Consider the following 23252-nt stretch of genomic DNA (forward strand, 5'->3'; position numbering starts at 1 on the left):
CGTTGGTAAAGCCTTCCTCTCGACTCTCGCCACCCGGCATATACCTTGTGTTGCCATGGAGTTGGAAGAAGGACCGATCAGCGATCTGGTGGCGCTCGGCCTCGCGCGGTACGAGGCACGTGTCTATCTCGCTCTCATCAGGCGTGATTCGTACACGGCCGCCGAGGCGGCCCGCGAGGCGGACGTACCGCGCCAGCGGGTCTACGACGTCCTGGACGCACTGGTACGGCGTCGGCTCGCCACCACCCACCCCGGGCGGGTCGCCACATATTCCGCCGTCACCCCGGAGCTGGCCGTGGCCCGCCTGATGGCTCTTCAACGCGAGTCCGTGGACCGGTTGGAGCGGGTCTCGGAGGGGCTGGCCGCCGTGCTGCAGCCGCTCTGGTCCGACGGGCGGGTGCACACCGATCCGCTGGACTACATCGAGATCCTGCGCGACCCGAAGGCGATCGCCGAACGCTTCGCCGACATCCAGCAGCAGGCCCAGCACGAGCTGTTGACCTTCTGCAAGCCCCCGTTCGTCGCCCCCGAGGAGAACACCGAAGGCATCAAGGCCGTCCGCCGGCTGCACCGGGCGGGCGGCGCGGTCCGTGCCATCTACCTCGACGACGCGCTGGACAACCCCGGGACCGTGGAGCACATACGACGCTTCGCCGACGCGGGGGAGCAGGCCCGCTTCACCCCCGGACTGCCGCTGAAGCTGGTTGTCGCCGACTCCTCTCTGGTGCTGTGCGACATGCCCGACCCGGTGGCCGGCGCGGGCTCCACCACCACCTTGTTCATCGAGCACCCGGCGCTCGCGGGATGCCTGCGACTGGCGTTTCTGACGGTCTGGGAGGGCGCCACGGAGCACGGCCGGGCGGCGTGAAGCTGTGCTGACCGTGGCCCCGTCGGGTCAGGCGGCCGAGGGCGAGGACGGGGCCGCCGTCGGGGTGCCCGTCGGGGTGGCCTCGCCCTCCACCGGCGGCGGGTTGAGCCGTGCCGACACGACGTGGCAGACCACCACTGCCACGATCACCAGCGGCATGACAGTGACGCCGTCATGTCCCAGCAGCAGCGTGGCCAGCATGACGGAGGTCAGCGGCAGCCGGAGCAGCGCCACCGCCAGCGCGCCCATCCCCATCGCGGCAGCGGAGACGAACGGCAGCCCCGGGAGATGCGACAGTGCGATCCCGCCCGCCGCGCCGAGGAACAGCGCCGGGAAGATCGGGCCGCCGCGGAAGGCAGCCAGCGACACGCAGTACGCGAGGCTCTTGCAGACGAGGAGCAGCACCAGTGCGCCGAGGGAGTACGAGCTGGTGCTGAGCAGGAGGTGCGGCAGCGCGCTCTGCCCGGAGAACAGCACGTCGGACGCCGCCTTCCCGGACCCTTCGGCGTAGGCGATGGCCAGCCCCGCCACGGCCAGGCCGATCACCGGTGTCCACACCATCCGCCGCCGGTTCACTCCAGGTTGCAGCCGCAGCGCCATGCGGTGGACCCCCGTACCGAGGAGCGCGGCGGCGATTCCGATGACCAGCGCGTATCCGAACTGGGCGACGTCGGGGCGTCCCGCGTGGGGCAGGTTCGGGATGGCCAGCGTTCCGGCGCCGACACCCGTCCAGGTGCCGAGCCCGGTGAAGATCAGCGAGCCGATCCCGGCGGCCAGCAGCCCGGGGACGAGCACGATCCCGAGCATCGGCCCGGCCAGCCCGGAGGCCTCCATCAGCAGAAAGGCCCCCACCAGCGGCGAACCCAGCAGCGCACTGATGGCGGCGAAGCTGCCGGCCGCCGCCACGAGTCCCTGTTCCGTCGCGGTGGAGCCGGGCCGCAGGAGCCGGAACCCGTACAGGGCGACACCGCCGCCCAGCGCGATCATGGGCGCCTCCGGCCCGATGACCGCACCGAACGCGAGGGAGGCGACGGCGGCGAGCAGGATGCCGGGCAGCTCGGCGGCGGAGGCGGTCCCCTTGGTCTTGAGCCCTTCGGCGGGCTGGTGGCCGCCGTTGCCCGGCAGATACCGCACGGTCAAGGCGACCAGCACCCCGGCGATGGCGAGCATGGGCACCGGCCACCAGACAGGAACGCTGTCAAGCCCGAGCCCGTGGGGCAGGTCGGTGAAGACGGCCTCCTGGAGGTAGTGGACGGCTTCCAGAAAACCGTAGGCACCGGCGGAGAGGACCACACCGAAGAGCGCGGTGAGGACGAGGAGCTTGAGATATCCCCTGCTCCGCAACGGCCCGAACGGATCGGCGAGCAGGGCGGCTTGCTGGTCTGCGGCTGGCTCGTCCGCTGACATCAGAGCGTCTCCTCAGGGCTGCTGCCCGGGCTCTCCGGGACGGATCGACTGCCTGACGATAATGCCAGCAATGCGGATATTTGCGGGTATTAACGGGCCGTCTGGCCGAGCGGCTCGGCGCGCGCATCCCTAGGATCGGATCCATGAAGCGACCTGAACGTGTTGCTGTCATCGGAGTGGGCATCCTCGGAGCCTGCGTGGGCTGGAACCTGTCCCGGCAGGGCGTCAGGGTGGTCTTCATCGACGCGGGCCGGCCGGGCGAATCCGTCACCAACTGGTCTTTCTCGTGGGTCAACGCCAGCAACAAGACCGCGCGCAGGTCCTACTTCGACCTGAACGTCGCGGGCATGGCGGCGTACCGGGAGCTTGCCAGGACCATCGGGCCGGACTCGTGGTGGCATCCCAGCGGCCACCTGCGCTGGGCGGACGATGCCGCAGCGGAGACGACGCTCCTGAAAACAGCTGAACTACTGACCGGCTGGGACTACCGGGTCGAGGTGTGCACGGGGGCAGAGGTGCGCCGCCGCCTCGAACCTGCTCTCACGCTGCCCGACGAGGTTCTGGTCGTTTTCTACCCCGACGAAGCCTGGGTGCACGGCCGTCATCTCGTCGGCCACCTGGTCGGCCGGGCCGTCGCATCGGGCGCCGAGCTCCGGTCCGGCACGGCCGTCCGTGACATCGGCACCGGCGCCGACGGGAGCGTCAGGACAGTCGCTCTGTCCGACGGGAGCTGTCTCGACGTCGACGCCGTCGTAAACGCGGCAGGTCCCCGCGCCTCCCACGTCGCCGGGTTCGTCGCACGGGACTTGCCGATGCGCCACGAACCCGGCGCCGTCACCCGGATCAGCTGTGCCCAAGTCCCGGTCCGCCGGGCCATGCACGCGCCGCACATCGAGATCCGTCCCGACGGAGACGCTTCGGTGGTCCTCCACAGCCGCGAGATCGACGCACTCATCGACACCGGCGAGGAGCCGGCGGAACTCGCCCGGCTGCTCCACGAATCGGCGCGGCACGTCGTTCCCGAGCTGGGCAACTCCCGCATCACCGAGACCCGGATCTCCAACCGGCCCATCCCGGCCGACGGATTCCCCTCAGTGGGAGCCGTACCGTCCGTGCCGGGCTACTACGAGGCCGTCACCCACAGCGGCATCACGCTCGGCCCGATCATCGGCCGACTGCTCGCTTCGGAGATCGCCAGCGGGAAGAGAGAGGCGATGCTGGCGGACTTCCGCCCGGAGCGGTTTTCCCTGTGACGGCCCAGCTGATTTTCAGAAGCGGAAGATCGTTGAGAGGGGCGGGATTTCACCGGTCACCTCGAACATGCCGACGTAGACGTTCTTGGCATCGATGGGGTCGTGCGAGGCGAACGTGCGGGCGTTGCGCCAGAAGCGGTCGAGCCGGTACGCGTTCGAGGTGCTGCGTGCTCCGGTCACCTCGTGCATACTTCCGGCTGCCTCAAGGGACGCTTCCACGCAGGCGACCTTGGCGCGGAAGCACTCCACCGAAATAACGGCAACGTTGTCGTCGGCGGCGGCCTCGATCCGGTCGGCCGCGGCGAACAGCAGCGCACGGGATGCGGCCAGCCGGCTCGACAGATCGCCGACCCTCCGCAGGATCAGGGGGTCATCGGCCGCGGTGGCGTACTGGGGGAGCGCGCCGCGCTTCATCGTGCGGACGTACTGGATCAGGGCGTCGAGGGCGCCGTCGCCGATGCCCTGCATCAGGCCGGAGTGCAGGAGCATCACCGCGCCGAGGAATGCCGGGGACGGCGTGTGCGCGGCATAGTGCCAGCCGTCGGGTACGAAGACGTCGTGATAGGTGATGGTCTGGCTGCGGGTACCGCGCTGGCCCATATTGTCCCAGTCGCCGTGCAGTTCGACGTCGGGGTGGCCCAGTTCCACCAGCACGTGATGCCGGCCGGGCTGCTCTCCTTGCAGGACGCATCCGACGTTGGCGATACCGAGGCCGCCACTGTTGGTGTTGAAGGACTTGGTCCCGCTGAGGATCACGCCGCCGTCCACGGGCCGGGCGGTGACCTTGCCGTTCACACCCGTCTCGGCGTTGGACGCGACGAGCCTCAGGCCCTTGTTCAGCAGCCGGTCGGCCAGCTCCTTGCGGGTCTCCTCGGGCAGGGCGCTGCTCTCGTCGAAGATCTCGCGGCTGACGAGTCCGGTGGTGGCCCAGTTCTGACCGGTGGGGCCGTCCCCGGCGCTGATCTCAGCGATGGCACGGGTGAAAGCGCCGATGCCACCGAGTGCCGTCCCGTCCCACAGACCGCCGTAGGCGGCGGGTACGAGTATGCGGGCGGCGCCCAACTCGGAGAGGAGCGCCAGGTTGTCCGAGGGATCGGTGTTGTCCCGGTCGCTTCGGAGCCCGGTGTCGGCGAGTTCCTGGCGTCGTGCGCCGATGGCTGAGAGGAGCGTGGGTATGTCGTGGGGCGCGGTGGATTCGGCGGTCGTCATGTATGCACCTCTCCGGGAGGGAACAGAGCAAGCCCGAACGCCCTGACAACCGGGTCCCGGCCAGAGCTGTTCGCGTTACGGGGTGATGCGCCCAGTCTTCACCGCGGAGACGAACGCGGTCCAGCCGTCGGCCCGGAAAGTGAGGGCCGGGCCGTGGGGGTTCTTGGAGTCGCGGACGGGGATGTCGGCGTAACCGTCGGCCACTTCGAGGCAGTCGCCGTTGCCGCCGCCGCTGTAACTGGACTTGCGCCACCTGCACATACCCGTTGCTTCGGCTATGCCAAGCTCACTGCTGGTCACGTTCATGCTCCCTTGATACCGCCCTGATCAGCGCCACTGACTCCTTGAATGAGAGCGCATCGCCCAGGACAAGATCGTAGGCCGCCCGGCACTCGCTCACCAGTGCGGGATCGTCCATCAAGCTGCCCGTGCACAGTCCCTCGACGTAGGCCACCGGCGCGGCGTCAGCGAAACTCATCAGGGACACCATGCCCTCCATGAGCGCGTGCTCCCCGGCGCCGAATGGCACCACATGCACACGCAGGCGGCCGGTCTCCGCCATGTCCGCGATCTTGCGTAGCTGGGCGGCCATGGCTGCCGGGCCACCAACCCGACGCCGCAGTACTGCCTCGTCCAGGAGGGTCCAGATTACGGGGTCCACCGGATCAGCGAGGATTCGCGCGCGCTCAACGCGATTGACTACGAGCTGGTCAAGTTCTTCCGCCTTGTAGTTCGGGCGGTACGCGCGGAGGACCGCTTGGGCGTAGGCCTCTGTCTGAAGCAAACCAGGTACGAGTGAAGCCCCGTACTGCTTGATTTCTTGCGCCAGCTTCTCCAACTCGGCTGCGGCAGCGAAGTGTTCCGCGTACTTCGAATCGAGGTCCTTCAGCCATCGGGCGAAGAACCCGTCCGTCCCCAGGACCAGGTCCAGGCGCTGCGCGTCGTCGGGGGTGGGCAGGCGGCGCCCCGCTTCGTAGTGACTGATCAGTGTCGGGGAGCAGACCACCCCCTCGCTCACCGCCTCCTGCGTCAGCCCGGCAGCGATGCGCCGGATTCTCAGTTCCTCGCCGTACTTCTGCCGGATCGAGCGCGACTTGGGTGCTCCGGACACGGGACCAACTCCTGTACTTGAAGCTCGCGTTGTCAGGTCGAAACCCCTAGAAGCGTAGCGACGCAAGCCACAGGCTGTGAGTTATTCGTCACAGTGCGACAGGAACGCACGGGACCCCCGCGACCGCAGCAACGGTCCGGGGGCGTGGCCAACGCCCACCAGAACCAGGAGCGTCAACATGCCCAAGTTTATTGCCCGTCTCGTCGCCCCGGTGGCCCGATTGCTCAACCGGGCGGCGGGGCGGCGGCCCGCCCCGCCGCCCCCGATCGTGGTCCGTCGCCGCCGTCTCCTCGTATGCCGGGCGTATCTGCCGCTGGGGCACCGGCTCCGGCCCAATCTGGGCTCGTTCTCCGCGCTGGCGTACGAGCGGCTGGAGTACAGCCGGATCGCGTGGTTCGACCTGCACGGCGTCGAGGTCGGGCCGCCCTGCCCGCTGCACGGTGTGGTGGTGCGGTGATGGAGCGGATCGCCGAGAGTGCGGTCGTACGGCGGTGGAGCCGGCACCCCGCCTGTGTCGCTCGGGCGCGTACGGAACTCCGTACCGCACTGGAGGGCTGGGGCCTCGCACCGCTCACGGACGCGGCTTCGCTCGTCCTCTCCGAGCTGCTGACCAATGCCGGGCGGCATGCCGTGGTCTCGCCGGGGCGGGAGATCGAGACCCGCTTCCTGCTGGACGGGCGCGGACGCGGTATCCGTATCGAGGTGCACGACGCGTCGTCCGTGCCTCCCCGCATGGCCGATCCGGACGAGGACGCGGTCGGCGGGCGGGGCCTGCACCTGGTGGACGCGGTCGCCGATGCCTGGGGATTCGGTGAACGGGTCGGGCCCGGCAAGGTCGTCTGGGCGGAGTGCGCACTGCGGGAGGAAGGGGTGTGCCGCTGAGTTCCCGCTGGTCATGGACTCCACGGCGAGGCACCCACCGTAAGGCGTCCGCCTTAATGGTGGGTGTACGTTGGTGAGGCAGTCGCCTTACTTCTGGGCACGCGAAGGAGCGAACCATGTCCCGTACCTATCTGGTCACCGGAGCCTCCTCCGGCATAGGCAAGGCCACCGCGGCCCTCCTGCGGACGCGGGGGCACACCGTCATCGGGGCTGATCTCAAGGACAGCGATATCTCCGCCGACCTGTCCACGGACGACGGCCGGGCCGTACTCGTCAGCCGGGCCCGGGAGCTGAGCGGCGGACGGCTCGACGCCGTCGTCGCCTGCGCCGGTATCGCACAGTTCGATCCGCTCACCATCAAGGTCAACCACTTCGGCGCCGTGGCCACGCTGGAGGGGCTGCGCCCGCTGCTGGCCGCCGGTACCGATCCGCGGGCCCTGGTCATCAGCTCGATCGACTCCGTCCACCCGACCGACTCCGCGATCGTGGACGCCGCACTCGCCGGTGACGAGGAGGCGGCGGTGGCCGCTTCCCGGGCGGCCGTCGACCGGGGGGAAGGGCAGCTCGTCTACGCCTCGTCCAAGGCCGCGATCTCCCGCTGGATCCGGCGCGCGGCCATCACCGACGACTGGGCCGGGGCGGGCATCCCGCTCAACGCCGTCGGCCCCGGCGTGATCACCACGCCCATGACCCAGTCGATGCTGGACGACCCGGAGATGCGGAAGGTCGTCGAGCAGGCCGTGCCGATGCCGTTGCACGGCCATGCCCGCCCCGAACAGATCACCCCGCTCATCGCCTGGCTGACCTCGCCGGAGAACACCCATGTGACCGGACAGGTCGTCTTCGCCGACGGCGGTGCCGACGCGGTCCTGCGCGGTGACCGCACATGGTGATCGCCCGTGATGAGGAGACGTCCATGAAACCGCGGACGTTGGAGCGTTCCACCGTGCTCGCGGCCACTCCCGACCAAGTGTGGGCCGCCATCAGTGACTTCGGCGGCCTCGCCGACTGGCACCCGTACATACAGCCGTCCACCATGGAGGACGGCGCCGACCCCGGAGTCCCCGGTGCCGTACGGGTCTTCACGGTCGATGGCGAGATCGTCGCCCGTGAGCGCCTGGTGGACCGCGACGCGGAAGCCCGGTGGTACCGCTACGCCCTCCTGCCCCCGGTGATGCTGCCGGTCGCCGAGTTCGTGGCGACGCTCGCCGTGCACCCGCACGCCGACGGCGCCGAGGTCCGGTGGTCCGCCGTCTACCAGGGTGCGGACGAGGTGGTGCCGCAGGTGGAGTCGATCTTCGGCGACGGCACCTATGGCGCTGGTCTGGACGCCCTGCGGAAGCGCTTCTCCGAGGGCTGAGCCGGTCGGTCGCTCCCACTCACCGCGGCGTGCGCGTACGGAGCACGGAGGGCGCGCCGCGGAGAGTGCTTTCCCCTTCGTCGGCAAACCCTCACCGGCACGCCGAGTTGGCTTCTCGATATAGGCCATGACGTGACCGCTATGAGCTCTAACTTGGTCCTTGGCCGAAGGAACAGGGACAACTGAAGGCAGGGCACCATGACCGTCAACGAGCCGACCAACCAGCAGAACCCGGCAGAGGCGACCGGGGAGACTGCCGACCTGCTGGAGGCGCTTGCCAAGCAGCGGCACTTCCTGCGCTTCACCACCCGCGACCTCACGGACGAGCAGGCCGGGTTGAGCCCCACCGCGAGCGAGCTGTGCCTGGGCGGCCTCATCAAGCACGTCACCTCGGTCGAGCGGAGCTGGGCGACCTTCATCCTGGAAGGCCCTTCGTCGATGCCCGACTTCACGAAGATGACCGAGGCCGACTGGGCCCGGCGGTCCGACGAGTTCAGCATGCTGCCCGGTGAGACGCTGGCCGGTGTCCTGGCCGGGTACGCCGATGTGGCGGACCGGACCGACGAGCTGGTCGCCAAGCTGCCCGACCTGAACGTCAGCCACCCGCTGCCGAAGGCTCCGTGGTTCGAAGCCAGTGCGCGGTGGTCGGCTCGCCGGGTGCTGCTCCACATCATCGCCGAGACCGCCCAGCACGCCGGTCACGCCGACATCATCCGCGAATCCCTGGACGGCGCGAAGAGCATGGGCTGATCAGGGGCGCGTGCCTCACTGGGCGCGCACCCCCACTGGCTGCGCACCCCACTGGCCGCTCTGCCGCCGGTCGCCGGATCAGGCGGCCGGCGCCGGGCTCGTCCGGGACACAGATTTGGCGGAAGAAGCCGCCTTGACCTGCATCAACGGGCAACCTGCCGGGCACTGGCCGCGTCTGACAAGAAAACGCCTGTCGTAGGGATCGTAGGGAGAAGGACGCTGTGGACGAGTTCCTGGTGAGGACATTCGGGTGGCTCGGCCGTGGTGTGGGACTTTCCCTCGACTACCTGAGCCAGCGCCCCGGCCTGGGGGCGCTCTCCGGCATGTTCCGACGCGGCCGCCAGAACCCTTAGCAGCAGGCCTGTTTCAGGTACGTGCCGTCCGGCCCCGGTGTCAGAACCGGATCCTGTGAGCCATCGGCGCATTTCAGAGGGGCACCCGCGCTGTTTTGTTCTGCCAGCGGCGAATCTGCCAGCGGCGAACCCCGGCCCGACCGGACTCGACGATCACTACGGTCCAGTCTCATGACGACGATTACCACGCGCACAGTCGAGTACCCGGCCGACGGTTTGACGATGATCGGGCACCTCGCGCTCCCGGCCGGTGCCGACCGCCGGCCCGCGGTGCTGCTCGGACCGGAGGGCATGGGGCTCAGCGACGTTGAGCGCCGCCGGGCCGATGCTCTCGCCGAGCTGGGATATGTAGCGCTGGCCTTCGATCTTCACGGCGGGCGCTATTTGGGTGACCCCGAGGAAATGCTGGCCCGTTGCATGCCGCTGCTCGCCGACCCCGACCGGATGCGGGGTATCGGCCATGCGGCGCTCGACGTGTTGCGCGCCGAACCGCGGACCGACCCCGACCGGATCGCCGCCGTCGGCTACGGCACCGGGGGCGCCATTGGGCTGGAACTCGGGCGCGGCGGCGTCAGCCTGCGCGTGATCGGGACAGTCAACGCACTGACCACAGGCCGGCCGGGCGAGGCGGCGCGCATTCGCTGCCCGGTGTGGGCCGGGGTCGGGTCGGAAGACCCGATCATGCCGCCCGCGCAGCGGGACGCGTTCACCGCCGAGATGCAGGCCGCGGGCGTCGACTGGCGCCTCGTGGTCTATGGCGGCGCCTTGCACGCCTTCCACCACCCGCCGGTCGACCATCCCATGGTCCCCGGCGTCGGCTACCACCCACGGCACGCGCAGCGAGCCTGGCGCGACGTCGTCGACCTGCTCGCCGAGTGCCTGCCCGTGACGGAGTGATCTGGTCAGTCCAAGCTCAGCCCCGAAGGATCTACGGAGCCGACAGCTAAGCCGTATGCAGCATCAGCCCGATGCCGACCACCATCAGGCCGGCCGCCGCGATCCTCGGGGCCCCGAACTTCTCCTTGAAGAAGAGCGCGCCGATCGCCGCGCCCACGATGATCGACGACTCCCGCAGCGCGGCGATCGGGGCGAGCGGGGCGCGAGTCTGGGCCCACAGGACCAGCCCGTACGCGACCACCGACATCGCACCGCCGACCAGCCCGGTGGTGGCGTACGGGCGCACCTGGGAGGCCAGTTGGCCACGGCGCCGGTACAGCGCGTACGCCGGGATGGCGATGCCCTCCAGGATCATCAGCCAGGCGATATAGCCCAGCGATGAGCCCGAGTCGCGGACGCCGACTCCGTCGACCGTGGTGTACGAGGCGATGGCCAGGCCGGTGGCGAGCGCCGCGGTGATCGCCGGCCACTGCGGGCGGGACCCCTTCAGGCCCCAGAGGGCCACGCCGACAAGCCCGGCGCAGGCCACCGCCACCCCCGCCAGCTGCCAGCCGTTCGGGATCTCATGGACGAAGGCCGCGGCCAGCACGGTCACCACGAGCGGCGCGGTGCCGCGCGCGATCGGGTACATCTGGCCGAAGTCGCCGAGGGTGAACGACCGCATCAGCAGCAGCATGTACGTGACGTGCAGCGCGGCCGAGACCAGCAGGAACGGCCACGCGGCGGCGGCAGGGAAGGGGACGAACAGCGCGCCCGCCACGCCGACCAGCAGCCCGCCCCCGGAGATCAGCGTGAAGGAGACCAGCTGATCCTTGATGTGGTGGGCGATGGCGTTCCAACTGGCGTGCGTTATCGCCGCGATGACGACGGCGAGGATGACCACGGGGGTCACGCGGCGGGCTCCAGGACATCGGCCGGGGCGGCGCCCGCGTACTCGACCACCGGCTTCGGTTCACGCAGCGCCTCGGCGAACCGGGGACCGGCAGGAGGTTCGGAAGTGCTCATGGCCCGTAACGCTAACGTCCGGTGTACGTACCACGCGAACTCGCGGTGCTCAGGACGGGTGTCCTGGTCGCGAGGCGTCCGCCGGGTCACGGCGATGACGGTCGCGCTGGAGCCTCCGTCCGGTTCATGCCGTCGATCGTCTGCCACAGCCGCAGCGCCCGCCCGTGGTGTCGGCGTGCCAGGTCATGGAGGCCGGCGGCGGCGTCCAGGTCGCCGATCAGCTGCCAGCACGCGGCCTCGTCCTGACGGTCGCCGTGCCGGTGGAACAGGTCCGCCGCGCGCTCCAGCGCCGGGCTTGCCTGGGCCCGGTCGTGCCGACCGGCGTACACGCGGCCGACTTCCAGCAGCGTGTACGCGGCGCATCGCTCGTCGGCCAGTTCCTCGAAGGTGGCCAACGCCTGCCACAGGCAGCGCAGCGCCTTGTCCGGATCACCGCGCCGATCGTGCAGCCGGCTGAACCGCCGTAGCACGACCGCCACCCGATGTCCGTCGTCGAGCGCTCTGGCCTGGTGCAATGCCCTGTCGAACCAGGTCTGCGCCTCGTCCAGTTCACCCTGCATGAGCCGCATCACGGCTATCGAACAGGACAGTTGCGCTTCGAGGTGCCGGTCGCCCTCACCGACCGCGATCGCCAGCGCCTGCTCGACCTGCTCGACGGCCTCGTTGTAACGGCCTTGTACCCGGCTGACCGTGCCCAGCATCGCCACCGACAGCGCTTCGCCGTTCTTGTCCCCGGTGTCCTGGCACAGCCCGGCGGAGGACTCCAGGGCACGGGTCGCCCCGTCGAACTCGTCCCGGTAGATGTGCAGCTGGCCAAGACCGCGTAGCAGCACCGATGCGCCGCGCATGTTGCCGGCGGCCTCGGCCGCGTCCAGCGCGAGCCGGTGCCCGTGCTCCCAGTCCTGATACAGGCACCGGTGGTCGTAGTAGGTCAGCGGTCCTGCCGCCAGCTCCCAGGCCAACTCGTCCAGTCCCCAGTCCACGGCCAGTTTCACCGCGCCGAGCAGGTTGTCGCGTTCCGCGTCGAACCAGCCGGCGGGGTCGGCCAGCAGCCGGTCCACGACCGCGTCGGGAAGCGACCGTCGTGGCGCCGAACCGGGCGCGGCAGCCAGCAGCCCGGCCGGCAGCCGATCGGTGGCGCGCCCGGTCAGATCGAGCCAGGCGGACAGCACCCGGATGATCGCGTCCCGCTTGTCCGTCGCCGGCAGCGGGGCGGCGATCTCCACGGCACAGGTCCTGATCAGGTCGTGCAGCCGGTAGCGCGGCTGGCCGATGGCGTCGGTGGAGGTCAGCCGCACCAGGCTGGCATCGACGAGGGTGTCCAGTACCTCCTCGGCATCCGAGCGGTCCAGCAGCGGGCCAACCACCCAGCCGGGCAGGGTGTAGGCGCCGAGCAGACCCAGCAGGCTCAGCGCGCGCACCGCGTCGGCCGGGAGCAGCCGTAAGCTCAGTTCGACGCTGGCTCGCACGCTGAGGTCCCCGATCCTCAGCTCGGCCAGCCGCCGGGATTCGTCCTCGATCCGTTCCCGCAGCACCCGCAACGACCAGGCTGGGCGGCCGGTGAGCTTGGCGCTGGCGATCCGGATCGCCAGCGGCAGATTGCCGCAGCAGTCGAGGATCGCCCCGGCCTCCGCCGGTTCCCGCTCGACTCGCCGCCGTCCGACAATTCCGGTGAACATTTCCCGCGCCTCGGCCGTGCTCAGCACGTCCAGGTCGATGTGCCGGGCCCCGGGAAGCTGCGTCAGCAGAGTGCGGCTGGTGATCAACACCGCGCAGCCCTCGGCCCCGGGCAGCAACGGCAGCACCTGATCGGCGCGACCGGCATCGTCCAGCACTACCAGCATCCGGCGGTCCGCCAGCAACGACCGGTACAGCGCTGCCCGTTCGGACAGGCTGTCCGGGATCGCACTGCCGGCGATCGAGAGCGCGCGCAGCGCCTCGGCCAGCATCAGCCCCGGATTCCGGGGCTCGTCCGATGTGGCCGCGAGGTTGAGGTAGAGCTGGCCGTCGGGGAAGGCGGCGCTCGCCAGCCGTGCGGCGTGCGTCACCAGACAGGACTTGCCGATACCGGGGCCGCCCACGATGACGGCCACCGGAGCCCGGTTCGACGCCGGGACGTCGAGCAGTCCGGCGAGCTCGGCCAGCGCTTCCGCCCGGCCCACGAAGTCGGGTACGTCGAGCGGCAGTTGGCGCACCGGCAGTGCCATGACCGGCCCGGTGGCTGCCGCGTCGGGGCTCTCCGGTGGCGTGTCCGGTGGAACGCTTGCCGGGGCCGGAGCCGACAGGGCGGGATCGGCGGTCAGGATGCGCCGATGAAGCGCCTGGGCCGACGGGGTGGGATCGACGCCGAGTTCGTCGGCCAGTGTCCGGCGCAGCCGCTCGTACACCTGCAGCGCCTCGCCCTGTCGTCTGCACCGGTAGAGGGCGGTCATCAGGTGTTCGGCAACCTGCTCGTCGTAGGGGTGCTCGCGGAGCAGGGCGGTCAGCCCCTCGATGACCTCACGATGACGCCCCAGGCCGAGTTCGATGCCCAGGCACTGTTTGTGCGTGGCCGCGCGCTTCTCGTTCAGCCGTGCCGCATCGGCCTCCAGGGCCCGGCTGGAGATGTCGGCCAGGGCGTTACCGCGCCAGCAGGCCAGCGCCCTCCGTAACGCGACAGCTGTCTCGAACGGGGCAGTGTGCCGTTCGGCGAGGTCCCGCGCGTGGTCGAACTCCAGCAGGTCGAGCTGATCCGGGGCCAGGCGGATCTGGTAGCCGCCACGCCGCCTACTGATCAAGGAGCCGGGTGCTCCGCACGCGATGAGGTTGCGGCGCAGCCCGGAGAGAGCGTCCTGGACCTGACGGACCGCAGTAGCGGGCACTTTCCCGTCCCACATCACGGCGACGAGCCGTTCCATGGCGACGGTCTTGTTCACGTCGATCAGAAGCGCGGCCAGCATCTTGGCCTGCCGCGGTCCGTCCAACCGGACCTCGCGTCCGGTGATCTGGGCGTGTAACGGCCCCAGCACGCCGAATCTCATGCGCCCCCCAGCACTTGACGATCGGCGCCGATCCCCGTTCCCCCGGCTGACCTCGCACTAGGACGAATCTAGGACGGCCGACGGATCCGTGTCCATAGCGTCCCCTTCGTCAGGCCACACGGCGATCGCGGCCATCGTGCCCGCGACACCGTCACGCGATCAGGAGGAAGTCATGCGTATGGGCAAGAAGCTGGCTGCGACCACGGCGCTGGTCGGCCCATAGCCACGGCCGGGGTGGGCCGCCACCCCGGCGAGCGCGGATGTGGGTATCCGGCTGAGTACCAGTCACATAGTGGGTGTGTACGGGGACTACGGCGTGATCAACAACAACGACAAGGTCGCCAAGGACCTCGACCCCACCAAGCATGACGGGATCGACGTCGACTGCTACAGCACCCGGGGGAAGGACCTGGGTTTCGGGACCATCTGGTACCACACCATCGCCGAGTACCACAACGACCTCGGGTTCTCGGAGCACGTGTACGGGTGGACCTACGCTCCCTACGTGGACAACAGCGCCGCCAAGGGCAGTCTTCCCGACTGCAACTACTGATCTCCACGGGTTCCGAGCGGGGGCGGGGACTGGCGCGGTGGCTGTGCCCTGTGTCCAGTCCTCGTCGCGTCAACCCGGTGGCTCCCCAACCCTGTCAGGAGCCCGCTGCCAGCACCGCCGCGACCACCGGACCCGCGGCGTCCCCGCCGTGGCCGCCGGACTGGACGACCGCTGCCGCGGCCAGGTCGTTGCTGAACCCGGCGAACCAGCTGTTGGACTTGCCCTGCGCGTCGACCTCGGCCGAGCCGGTCTTGGCGCCCTTGTACCCGCCGACCCCGGACATCGCCACGGTGCCCGTCCCGTAGCCCGCCGTCGCCGTCGTGTGCATCATGTCGCGCACCTGCTGGGCGGTGTTGGCGGGCAGCGGTTGTGCGGTGGCCGTGCCCCCGTCGCGCAGTGACCCGGGCACGATCACCGGCTGGTGGAACGCCCCGCTGCGGGCGGTCGCGGTGACGGACGCCATGTTGAGCGGGTTCATCTGGACGAGCCCCTGGCCGATCATCGCCGCGGCGGTGTTGGGGCCGGTGGTCTGCGGCACGCTGCCGTCGAAGGTCGGGATGCCGACGTTCCAGACCGATCCGATGCCGAAGTACTTCTTCGCGGTGTCCGGCAGGGCCGTGTCCGCGATACCGCGGTCGTGCAACGTGCCCACCGGCTTGATGAAAGCGGTGTTGCAGGAGCGGGCGAAGCTCTGCTCCATGGTGCCGTTCGCGATGGAGAAGTTGTCCAGATTGTGGAAGGTCTGGCCCTGCCAGAGGACCGACTCCGGGCAGAGGATGGGGCTCTTCTCCGCGGCCAGACCGTTGTTGATGAGCATCGTGGCGGTCATGATCTTCATCGTGGAGCCGGGCGCGAGCTTGCCCTGCGTCGCCGCGTTGAAGGCGTCAGCACGGTTGTTGGCGATCGCGCGTATCTCACCGGTGCTCGCCTTGACCGCCACCACCGACGACTCGCTGAACTTCTTCACCGCCGTCTCGGCCGCCGCCTGCGCTCCCGCGTCGAGCGTGGTGTGCAGCAGCGCGGGGGTGCCCTTGGAGAGAGTCAGCAGGGTCTTGGCGGGGGCGGCGCTGTCCGCGGATCCGGTGGCCCCTATGTACGTCTCGATGCCCGGCTTGCCGCCCGCCTTGTCGCCGTACTTCTGCCGCAGCGCGTCCAGGACCGGCCCGAGCGAGGGGTACTTCGCCTTTGTCAGCTCGGCGCCGTTGTGGTCGACGGCCTTGATGGGCGCGGACTCCGCCTCACCGGTGGTGAGCGTCTCGCCCTTCTTCAGGTCCGGGTGGATCACCGACGGGTCCCACTCCACCAGCGCCCGGCCGCTCGTCACCCCCCGTACGACACTCAGCGACGACGTGTACGACCAGGGCTTGGTCTTCCCCTCGTACGAGATGGTGGCCCGCACCGTGAACGGCACCTTCGCACCGGAGGCCGTGCCGGGCGTCAGGGTCACCTTCGTGACGTGCGCGTCCTCTCGGTAACCGGCCAGCAGCGGCTGCGAGTCCGCTGCGTCGTTGGTCAGCTGCGACGCCTTGTCCGCGTCGCCCTTCGCCCAGGCGGCGAGGAAGTCCTTCGCCGCACCGCTGATCTCGTCCGTGGTCGGCGGGCCGGTGCGGGCGGGCGCGGCCTGGGTCGTCCCGGTGGGGTCGCCTCCGGCGTGCGCACCGTCCAGCGCGTTCCAGATGTTGTACGCGCCGTAGCCGACCCCGCCGGCCACCACCGCGAAGGCCCCGCCCACGATGCCTATCTTTACCCCGTTACGCACTGCTGCGTCCCCTCCCCAGGAGCCTCTTCGGACATGCCTCTTTGAACATGTTCAAGAGAGTTACATCAAGCAGCGTACGGGACCCGGGTGGCGCCCGGGGCGTCGTTACCCGACCGGAACCATGGGCCGCACCACAGGCGGAAGTTCCAGGAAACGGGCGTCCGGTCCCGGCGGCGAGTCCAGGTGTCCAGATCCGGGTGTCCAGATCCAGGTGTTCAGCCACATCCGGTTGTTCCACTGGCTCAGCGGGATCGCGTCCCCGGCGCAGCCGAACCGCCGCACAGGCGATGACCTGCCACGCCGAGCCGGGCTCGTCGGACATGGCGGCGCCGACCTGGCTGAGAGCTACCGCGGAGCTGCGCACTCGGTCTACCGGTTCGCGGCTTCGCGAGCGGTGATCCGGTTCGTGCGACCGACCGCGCGGCCCACCGCGTTGCGCACCGCGAGGCCCGGCCGGGTGCGGGGCACCATGAGCCTGGAGAGCAGGCCGACGCGTCGCTGCCGCGGGCTTACCTCACGGCGGAGCCGCGACTCGTAGGCGGCGAAGGCGCGGGTGTGATCACCGGGATGGGTGGCGAGCTCTTCTGCGAGGGCGTACGCGCCCGCCATCGCCATGCTGGACCCGTCACCCAGCAGGGCTGTCGCCGCCGCCGCGTCCCCGAGCAGTACGATCCGTCCGCGGGACCACGAGGGCACCCGGATGGTGGTCAGGGGGTCGAAGTACGGAGCCGGGTGGTCGAGGAACGCCGCCACGAGTTCCGGTGCCCGCCACCGCACGTCGGCGTAGGCGTCGGCCACGGTCTGCTTGTGAAGGGCGATGTTCTTGCGGTCGTGGGGCGCCGGCTGCGCGGCCCGGAAGGTGAAGATCGCGAGCGGAGTGGTCCGCGAGGGGTGGACTACCAGCATCCGGTTCGGCACAGTCAGCATCGTCATCTCGCTCGGGTCCTCGACGGCGTCGGGTTCCAGCGGCACGGTCGCGCCGTACAGGCCCAGGTCGCTCGCGAACTGCCGCTCGGGTCCGAATACCAGGCGCCGTACGGTGGAGTGGATCCCGTCGGCACCGACTACCAAGTCGAAGCGCCGTGGCGCGGACCGCCGGAAGGTGACGTCGACCCCACCTCCGTCCTGGTCGAGAGCGGTGACCGTGTCGTCGAACAAGAACTCGGCCTCGGTCTGCGCCGACCGGTGGAGCACCTCGGACAGGTCGGCTCGGGTCACCTCGACCGTCGGTGCCTCGTCCGAGGTGAGCGGGAGTTGCAGGATTCGCCTGCCGCGGGGGTCGAGCAGGGTCAGTGACCGATTGCGGGTGGCGAGCCCGCGGAGCTGCGGGAGGATGCCCATGCGGTCGGCGACCGGGATCGCGGGCCCCTTCACGACGATCGCGCTACCACCGGAGCGCAGCTGCCGGGCATGTTCGACGACCGTCGGCCGGTAGCCATTCCGGGAGAGCCAGTGCGCGAGCGCGGGCCCTGCGATTCCGGCACCGACTATCAGCACCTCGGGCTTCTTCATGGCGATGACCTCTCGGAGTGTCGATGACCAGGTCCCCGGCGAGTGCCGGGGCCGGGTCTCAGGGCGTGGCGGCACTGGGCAGCGCAATCGGATCAAGGTACAAAAAATTTGGTACCTCAGTGGAGCACATCTTTCAGGTACAATTCAAGTCGTACCTGAAGGGGGTGCCGCGTGACCGGGAAGAACCTGGTAGGCCCGGAGGCCGATGCACTCGATCTGGGTGCGGTGATCCGCGCCCTCGCCGACGAGCACCGTCGTTCGGTGGTGACGCAGTTGGCCGTCGACCGCAGCGACAACGAGCGGGGCTGCAACTCGTTCGATCTTCCGATCTCGAAGCAGGCCCAGACCCACCACTTCCGCGTCCTGCGCGAGGCAGGTCTCATTGACGAGATCGACTACGGCAACCGCAAGGGCGTCCGTCTACGACGCGCGGACATCGAGAAGAGATTCCCCGGGCTGCTCGCCCTCCTGGGAGCAGAGTCTCCGGGTGATATGTCGTAACTCCACCAAGCGCTCGCAGGGCACCCACCAAAAGCTCAGCGTGGATCATGCAGGCGGCGGAGCCCCGGCCGCTGAGGTCCTCGGAGGGCGGTGGTGGAGTGCCTTGTGGCCCCAGAGTGCGACCTCAAGGTCCTCCAGCAGCGCCTTCTGCTGTCACGCGGCGGGCCGCGTCCAGTCGCCGCCAGCAGATGAGCGCGCACCCAAGGGCGGGCAGGGCTTCGTGAATGTCGTCCCGGATCTCCCAGCGGATCCGCAGACGGCGGAACCCGTGCAGGCGGGTGAACGCCCGCTCCACAAACCAGCGTTGGGCGCCTCCGTCCGACGGTGACCGACGACAACCACTTACGACCGACAGCGACCACGAGGGCTCGGCAGTCCGCCGAGCCTTCCCGACATGTCTGCCCAGCTAGATCCAGGTGTTCAGCCACATCCGGTTGTTCCACTGGCTCAGCGGGATCGCGTCCCCGGTGAACAGCGGCCAGAAATAGATGAAGTTCCACACGATCAGCAGCACCAGCACACCCGCGCCGATCGCACCCACCGCTCTGCGCCGCTCGCTCGACCCGGGTGGTCCCAGGATCGCGCCGATCATCATGGCGACGGCCAGACACAGGAAGGGTACGAAGACGACCGCGTAGAAGAAGAAGATCGTCCGCTGCTGGTACATGAACCAGGGCAGATACCCGGCCGCGATCCCGCACGCGATGGCCCCCGCCCGCCAGTCCCGGCGGAAGGCCCAGCGCCACAGGATGTACAGGACAGCGAAGCACGCCGCCCACCAGAGCAGCGGGGTGCCCATCGCCAGCACCTCGCGGGCGCAGCTCTCGGTGCCCTGCGGGCAGCCGTCCGTACCCGGCTTCGGGGACTCGTAGAAGTACGAGACGGGGCGGCCCACCACGAGCCAGCTCCACGGGTTCGACTGGTACTGGTGCCCCTCGGTCAGATTGACGTGGAAGCTGTAGACCTCGGCCTCGTAGTGCCAGAAGCTGCGCAGCGACGCCGGGACCCAGCTCATGTCGAACTGCGGCAGATGGACCGTGCCGAGCACCGGCAGCTTGACGTGGTCGGGGGAGAGCCCGGCGCGCTGGTTCGCCCAGTCGCGGAAGTACCCGCCCTTGGTCACGAACCAGCCGGTCCAGGAGAGCATGTACGTCACCACGGCGACCGGCACCGTCGAGACGAAGGCCGGCAGTACGTCGTGGCGCAGGACGGCCCGGTACGGGCGGACGGCGCCGGCCGTGCGGCGGGCGCCCACGTCCCAGAGCACCGACATCACCGCGAAGAAGACCAGGACGTAGAGGCCGTTCCACTTGGTCGCGGCGGACAGGCCGAGCAGCACACCGGCGGCGATCCGCCAGGGCCGCAGCCCCAGTCGCAGCGTGCTCGCGACATCGCTGTCCGGCCGCAGCCCGCCCTCCTCGCCCTCCGGCAGGGCGGCGGCGAGGCGGGCCCGGCTTCTGTCCCGGTCGATCAGCAGCGCCCCGAAGGCCGCCACCACGAAGAACATCACGATCAGGTCGAGCAGCGAGGTGCGGCTCATCACGAAATGCAGCCCGTCGACCGTCAGCAGCGCGCCCGCCAGGCACCCCAGGAACGTCGAGCGCAGCAGCCGCCTGCCGATCCGGCAGATCATCAGCACCGAGAGCGTGCCGAGCAGCGCGGTCATGAAGCGCCAGCCGAACGGCGTGAACCCGAAGAAGTGCTCGCCGATCCCGATGAGCCACTTGCCCATCGGAGGGTGCACCACATAGCCGGGGTCGGACGGCACCGAGACGTGCGAGGGGTTGGCCAGGATCGCGTTGTTGATGTTGTCCGGCCAGTGGCCCTCGTACCCCTGGTGGATCAGCGCCCAGGCGTCCTTCGCGTAATACGTCTCATCGAATATCACGGCGTGCGGGCTGCCGAGATGCCAGAACCGCAGCAGCCCGGCGACCAGCGTGACCAGCAGCGGACCGCCCCAGGCCGACCAGCGCAGCAGCCGCTCCGCGAAGGCGGGGGAGAGGCCGAGCACGGTCCACAGCTGCGGCCCCGGCGAGGCGTACGGCGGCACCAGTCGCTCGCGCAGCCCCGTCTCGCGGGGGCCCGCGTACCCGAACCGGCGCAGCCTGCGCCCCCAGGTGGGCGGCTGTTCCCCGGCGTCTTGGCCCTTCAGGGCTTGAGGCGCTGTACTCGTCACCGCGCCATCGTAGGGAACCCGACTGTGAGAGTGGTGTGCACGGGGCTGGGAGAATGGAGTCGTGACAGGAATGCTGGTACTCGCAGGGACCCCCATCGGTGACGTGTCGGACGCGCCGCCCCGGCTCGCCGAGGAACTGGCGACGGCCGACGTCGTCGCCGCCGAGGACACCCGGCGGCTGCGCCGGCTGACCCAGGCGCTCGGCGTCCAGACCACGGGACGCGTCGTCTCGTACTTCGAGGGCAATGAGACGGCCCGCACCCCGGAGCTGGTCGAGGCGCTGACCGGCGGCGCGCGGGTGCTGCTGGTCACGGACGCGGGGATGCCGTCGGTCTCCGACCCCGGCTACCGGCTGGTGGCCGCGTGCGTGGAGCAGGACATCAAGGTCACGGCGGTTCCCGGCCCGTCCGCCGTGCTGACCGCGCTGGCGCTCTCCGGGCTGCCCGTGGACCGCTTCTGCTTCGAGGGCTTCCTGCCGCGCAAGGCGGGCGAGCGGCTCGGCAGGCTCCGCGAGGTCGCGGCCGAACGCAGGACGCTCGTGTACTTCGAGGCCCCGCACCGGCTGGACGACACCCTCGCCGCGATGGCCGAGGTCTTCGGCGACGACCGCAGGGCGGCGGTCTGCCGTGAGCTGACCAAGACGTACGAGGAAGTGAAGCGCGGGCCGCTCAAGGCACTCGCGGAGTGGGCGGCGGAGGGCGTACGGGGCGAGATCACGGTCGTGGTCGAGGGCGCCCCCGACACCGGGCCGCAGGAGCTCGACCCCGCTGAGCTGGTGCGCAGGGTGCAGGTGCGCGAGGAGGCGGGGGAGCGGCGCAAGGAGGCCATCGCCGCGGTCGCCGCCGACGCGGGGCTGCCCAAGCGGGAGGTGTTCGACGCGGTGGTCGCGGCCAAGAACGCGGCCAAGAACGCGGCGAAGGGCGTGGCCAAGGACGAGGCGAAGGGCGCGGTCCCGAACGAGAGGCCGTAGGTGGCCGGCGGTCACGTCGCGGCGGCGGACGGTGGCCCTGTGCCACCGGGAGGCAAAGGACCCGCGCGATTGGCAAAGCGGGCAACGTGATCACGGGCCCTTTGGCCACGAGCAGGCCAAATCCGGTCCAATAGTAGGCAGCACCTGATGCATTCCGGGAGCCGGAGGCGTCCACTGGGAAGTGGGACGAAATCGCCCCCCGGAAGGCTTGTCCGCGGACAAGAGGAGCTGGCATGAGTGAGATAGTTGAAAGCACCGCCCATGAGGCGTATTCCTTCGCCTGTATGCGGTGTGGCCATGGCTGGGAGCAGGCGTACGAGATCGAGCACCACGTCGGCGCTTCCGGTGAGGCCTTTGTCGTATACCGGGCCGACGGCGAACGGGTACCCTCGCCCCTTTCCAATCCGAACTGTATGAACTGCGGCGGTCACGTCGTACGCATCATGAGGTCCGGGCGCGTCTCATCGGTGCAGAATCTGCTCCATTACTCGGACAGCCTCACGTCCGTGCCGGCCGGGGCGGGCAGGGACACCACCGCGCACCGGGGGGCCGGGTCCGCGGCAGCCGCCGCACCCGTGGGCGGGGCGACCCCCGCACCCGGCGAGCGCCACCACTGGCAGCTCCGGGACCTGCTGCACCCCTTCCACCGCGGCGAGTAGGCAGCTGCCACCGCGGACCGGTCCTGCGCGTGGCGGCCCTCCCCGGCCCCAGGGGCCGGGAGGCGCACCCATAGGATCGGGCGCCATGAGCAAGGACTCCGCGCCGCCGCTGCCCGCACCGCTCGCCGTGCCGGTGGCCGACTCGCACACCCATCTGGATATGCAGGACACCACCGTGGACGAGGCCCTGACCAGGGCCTCATCGGTCGGAGTGACCACCGTGATCCAGGTGGGGTGCGACCTGAAGGGCTCCCGCTGGGCGGCCGAGACGGCCGCCGCGTACGAGAACGTGCACGCGGCGGTCGCCCTGCACCCGAACGAAGCGCCTCGCATCGTGCTGGGGGACGAGGAAGGCTGGTCGCGGCAGGGGGCGCGTGCTGCCGGCGGTGACAGCGCCCTGGACGACGCGCTCGGTGAGATCGACCGGCTGGCCGGGCTCCCGCACGTGCGGGCCGTCGGCGAGACCGGTCTCGACTACTTCCGGACGGGGCCGGAGGGTGTGGCTGCGCAGGAACGCTCGTTCCGGGCGCACATCGAGATGGCGAAAAGGCACGGCAAGGCGCTGGTTATTCACGACCGTGAGGCGCACGCCGACGTACTCCGCATTCTGGCGGAGGAAGGTGCTCCGGACCGCACCGTATTCCACTGCTATTCCGGTGACGCCGAAATGGCCGAAGTCTGCGCGGCCCATGGCTATTTCATGTCCTTCGCGGGAAACATGACGTTCAAGAACGCCCAGCCGCTGCGCGACGCACTGGCCGTCGCCCCGCTGGAACTCGTCCTTGTCGAAACGGACGCGCCTTTTCTTACCCCCGCCCCCTATCGGGGACGGCCGAATGCGCCGTATCTCATTCCGGTGACGGTACGGGCGATGGCGGCGGTGCGGGACATCGGCGAGGACGAACTGGCCGCCGCGATCATGGCCAACACGGTCCGGGCGTTCGGCCTGGACGGCGACACCGTGTGAGACCCGGCGCGAGCGGGTGGGAGCCCGGCGCGAGCGGGGC

The 23252-nt window shown here is 69.8% G+C and carries 22 protein-coding genes and 1 pseudogene; 13 read left to right on the top strand and 10 right to left on the bottom strand.

Going from position 1 to position 23252, the window contains the following annotated elements; genetic code table 11:
- Positions 1 to 55: 55 nt before the first annotated feature.
- Entirely contained in the window at positions 56 to 868 is an 813-nt protein-coding gene (locus tag OG210_RS18755) for a helix-turn-helix domain-containing protein (protein WP_328327491.1), read from the top strand.
- Between the two features lie 27 nt (positions 869 to 895).
- On the opposite strand, the gene OG210_RS18760 is transcribed toward OG210_RS18755, so the two are convergent.
- Complete coding sequence (locus OG210_RS18760; protein ID WP_371537784.1) at positions 896 to 2275, bottom strand: chloride channel protein; 1380 nt, start codon at positions 2273 to 2275, stop codon at positions 896 to 898.
- Positions 2276 to 2418: 143 nt separating this feature from the next.
- Between OG210_RS18760 and OG210_RS18765 the strand changes: the two genes are divergently transcribed.
- Positions 2419 to 3528, top strand: coding sequence for an NAD(P)/FAD-dependent oxidoreductase (locus OG210_RS18765; protein ID WP_371537787.1), 1110 nt, complete (start codon positions 2419 to 2421; stop codon positions 3526 to 3528).
- Between the two features lie 15 nt (positions 3529 to 3543).
- Here OG210_RS18765 and OG210_RS18770 read toward each other — a convergent pair whose 3' ends face one another.
- The 3 genes from OG210_RS18770 to OG210_RS18780 all read right to left on the bottom strand — a co-directional run bounded on the left by OG210_RS18770 (position 3544) and on the right by OG210_RS18780 (position 5848).
- Positions 3544 to 4737, bottom strand: a complete 1194-nt coding sequence (locus tag OG210_RS18770) for an acyl-CoA dehydrogenase family protein (RefSeq protein WP_371537790.1) — start codon at positions 4735 to 4737, stop codon at positions 3544 to 3546.
- A gap of 75 nt (positions 4738 to 4812) precedes the next feature.
- Positions 4813 to 5043, bottom strand: coding sequence for a DUF397 domain-containing protein (locus OG210_RS18775; protein WP_328327483.1), 231 nt, complete (start codon positions 5041 to 5043; stop codon positions 4813 to 4815).
- Positions 5024 to 5848: a helix-turn-helix transcriptional regulator gene (locus tag OG210_RS18780; protein WP_328327481.1), complete on the bottom strand. Its 825-nt coding sequence runs from the start codon at positions 5846 to 5848 to the stop codon at positions 5024 to 5026. The genes OG210_RS18775 and OG210_RS18780 overlap by 20 nt, the downstream gene beginning before the upstream one ends.
- A 178-nt stretch (positions 5849 to 6026) precedes the next feature.
- On the opposite strand from OG210_RS18780, the gene OG210_RS18785 reads away from it, so the two are divergent.
- From OG210_RS18785 to OG210_RS18810, 6 genes are all read left to right on the top strand, one after another.
- Positions 6027 to 6305: a hypothetical protein gene (locus OG210_RS18785; protein ID WP_328327479.1), complete on the top strand. Its 279-nt coding sequence runs from the start codon at positions 6027 to 6029 to the stop codon at positions 6303 to 6305.
- On the top strand, positions 6305 to 6730 hold the full coding sequence (locus OG210_RS18790) for an ATP-binding protein (protein WP_328327477.1): 426 nt from the start codon (positions 6305 to 6307) through the stop codon (positions 6728 to 6730). Before OG210_RS18785 ends, OG210_RS18790 begins: the two co-directional genes overlap by 1 nt.
- 116 nt (positions 6731 to 6846) lie before the next feature.
- Positions 6847 to 7623: an SDR family oxidoreductase gene (locus tag OG210_RS18795; protein WP_328327475.1), complete on the top strand. Its 777-nt coding sequence runs from the start codon at positions 6847 to 6849 to the stop codon at positions 7621 to 7623.
- Positions 7624 to 7646: 23 nt separating this feature from the next.
- Positions 7647 to 8090, top strand: coding sequence for an SRPBCC family protein (locus OG210_RS18800; RefSeq protein WP_328327473.1), 444 nt, complete (start codon positions 7647 to 7649; stop codon positions 8088 to 8090).
- A gap of 198 nt (positions 8091 to 8288) precedes the next feature.
- Positions 8289 to 8840, top strand: a complete 552-nt coding sequence (locus OG210_RS18805) for a DinB family protein (protein WP_328327470.1) — start codon at positions 8289 to 8291, stop codon at positions 8838 to 8840.
- Positions 8841 to 9364: 524 nt separating this feature from the next.
- Positions 9365 to 10090, top strand: a complete 726-nt coding sequence (locus OG210_RS18810) for a dienelactone hydrolase family protein (protein ID WP_328327468.1) — start codon at positions 9365 to 9367, stop codon at positions 10088 to 10090.
- 46 nt (positions 10091 to 10136) lie between these two features.
- Here the strand turns inward: OG210_RS18810 and OG210_RS18815 are convergent, their stop codons facing one another.
- Complete coding sequence (locus tag OG210_RS18815; RefSeq protein ID WP_328327466.1) at positions 10137 to 10982, bottom strand: EamA family transporter; 846 nt, start codon at positions 10980 to 10982, stop codon at positions 10137 to 10139.
- Between the two features lie 199 nt (positions 10983 to 11181).
- Positions 11182 to 14103 (bottom strand): BTAD domain-containing putative transcriptional regulator, encoded by a 2922-nt coding sequence (locus OG210_RS18820; RefSeq protein WP_371537797.1) that lies wholly within the window; start codon positions 14101 to 14103, stop codon positions 11182 to 11184.
- A gap of 304 nt (positions 14104 to 14407) precedes the next feature.
- Here OG210_RS18820 and OG210_RS18825 point away from each other — a divergent pair, with 304 nt between their 5' ends.
- Entirely contained in the window at positions 14408 to 14668 is a 261-nt protein-coding gene (locus OG210_RS18825; RefSeq protein ID WP_328327462.1) for a hypothetical protein, read from the top strand.
- A gap of 94 nt (positions 14669 to 14762) precedes the next feature.
- Here OG210_RS18825 and OG210_RS18830 read toward each other — a convergent pair whose 3' ends face one another.
- Positions 14763 to 16427, bottom strand: a complete 1665-nt coding sequence (locus OG210_RS18830) for a penicillin-binding transpeptidase domain-containing protein (protein WP_328327460.1) — start codon at positions 16425 to 16427, stop codon at positions 14763 to 14765.
- Positions 16428 to 16796: 369 nt separating this feature from the next.
- Complete coding sequence (locus OG210_RS18835) at positions 16797 to 17939, bottom strand: FAD-dependent monooxygenase (protein WP_328327458.1); 1143 nt, start codon at positions 17937 to 17939, stop codon at positions 16797 to 16799.
- A gap of 171 nt (positions 17940 to 18110) precedes the next feature.
- On the opposite strand from OG210_RS18835, the gene OG210_RS18840 reads away from it, so the two are divergent.
- Positions 18111 to 18440, top strand: a complete 330-nt coding sequence (locus OG210_RS18840; RefSeq protein WP_328327456.1) for an ArsR family transcriptional regulator — start codon at positions 18111 to 18113, stop codon at positions 18438 to 18440.
- 124 nt (positions 18441 to 18564) lie between these two features.
- On the opposite strand, the pseudogene OG210_RS18845 reads toward OG210_RS18840, so the two are convergent.
- Both OG210_RS18845 and OG210_RS18850 read right to left on the bottom strand, forming a co-directional pair.
- Positions 18565 to 18753, bottom strand: a pseudogene (locus OG210_RS18845) (hypothetical protein); the annotation flags it as partial.
- Between the two features lie 93 nt (positions 18754 to 18846).
- Positions 18847 to 20616: a phospholipid carrier-dependent glycosyltransferase gene (locus tag OG210_RS18850; RefSeq protein ID WP_328327454.1), complete on the bottom strand. Its 1770-nt coding sequence runs from the start codon at positions 20614 to 20616 to the stop codon at positions 18847 to 18849.
- A gap of 61 nt (positions 20617 to 20677) precedes the next feature.
- Here OG210_RS18850 and rsmI point away from each other — a divergent pair, with 61 nt between their 5' ends.
- The 3 genes from rsmI (at position 20678) to OG210_RS18865 (ending at position 23212) form a co-directional block, all read left to right on the top strand.
- Positions 20678 to 21586: a 16S rRNA (cytidine(1402)-2'-O)-methyltransferase gene (rsmI, locus tag OG210_RS18855; RefSeq protein WP_371537802.1), complete on the top strand. Its 909-nt coding sequence runs from the start codon at positions 20678 to 20680 to the stop codon at positions 21584 to 21586.
- Between the two features lie 233 nt (positions 21587 to 21819).
- Positions 21820 to 22245: a hypothetical protein gene (locus OG210_RS18860; protein ID WP_328327449.1), complete on the top strand. Its 426-nt coding sequence runs from the start codon at positions 21820 to 21822 to the stop codon at positions 22243 to 22245.
- An 85-nt stretch (positions 22246 to 22330) separates the two neighbouring features.
- On the top strand, positions 22331 to 23212 hold the full coding sequence (locus OG210_RS18865) for a TatD family hydrolase (RefSeq protein WP_328327447.1): 882 nt from the start codon (positions 22331 to 22333) through the stop codon (positions 23210 to 23212).
- The last annotated feature ends 40 nt before the right edge of the window (positions 23213 to 23252 follow it).

It is taken from the genome of Streptomyces sp. NBC_00466, from assembly GCF_041433995.1.
Lineage (GTDB): Bacteria > Actinomycetota > Actinomycetes > Streptomycetales > Streptomycetaceae > Streptomyces.

Excerpts from the sequence above, each read along its gene's own strand:
- OG210_RS18805 (WP_328327470.1), top strand. The coding sequence starts at position 8,289 with ATGACCGTCAACGAGCCGACCAACCAGCAGAACCCGGCAGAGGCGACC.
- OG210_RS18785 (WP_328327479.1), top strand. The coding sequence starts at position 6,027 with ATGCCCAAGTTTATTGCCCGTCTCGTCGCCCCGGTGGCCCGATTGCTC.
- OG210_RS18770 (WP_371537790.1), bottom strand. The coding sequence starts at position 4,737 with ATGACGACCGCCGAATCCACCGCGCCCCACGACATACCCACGCTCCTC.
- OG210_RS18755 (WP_328327491.1), top strand. The coding sequence starts at position 56 with ATGGAGTTGGAAGAAGGACCGATCAGCGATCTGGTGGCGCTCGGCCTC.
- OG210_RS18835 (WP_328327458.1), bottom strand. The coding sequence starts at position 17,939 with ATGAAGAAGCCCGAGGTGCTGATAGTCGGTGCCGGAATCGCAGGGCCC.
- OG210_RS18865 (WP_328327447.1), top strand. The coding sequence starts at position 22,331 with ATGAGCAAGGACTCCGCGCCGCCGCTGCCCGCACCGCTCGCCGTGCCG.
- OG210_RS18810 (WP_328327468.1), top strand. The coding sequence starts at position 9,365 with ATGACGACGATTACCACGCGCACAGTCGAGTACCCGGCCGACGGTTTG.
- OG210_RS18760 (WP_371537784.1), bottom strand. The coding sequence starts at position 2,275 with ATGTCAGCGGACGAGCCAGCCGCAGACCAGCAAGCCGCCCTGCTCGCC.
- OG210_RS18775 (WP_328327483.1), bottom strand. The coding sequence starts at position 5,043 with ATGAACGTGACCAGCAGTGAGCTTGGCATAGCCGAAGCAACGGGTATG.
- OG210_RS18765 (WP_371537787.1), top strand. The coding sequence starts at position 2,419 with ATGAAGCGACCTGAACGTGTTGCTGTCATCGGAGTGGGCATCCTCGGA.
- OG210_RS18790 (WP_328327477.1), top strand. The coding sequence starts at position 6,305 with ATGGAGCGGATCGCCGAGAGTGCGGTCGTACGGCGGTGGAGCCGGCAC.
- OG210_RS18800 (WP_328327473.1), top strand. The coding sequence starts at position 7,647 with ATGAAACCGCGGACGTTGGAGCGTTCCACCGTGCTCGCGGCCACTCCC.
- OG210_RS18795 (WP_328327475.1), top strand. The coding sequence starts at position 6,847 with ATGTCCCGTACCTATCTGGTCACCGGAGCCTCCTCCGGCATAGGCAAG.
- OG210_RS18860 (WP_328327449.1), top strand. The coding sequence starts at position 21,820 with ATGAGTGAGATAGTTGAAAGCACCGCCCATGAGGCGTATTCCTTCGCC.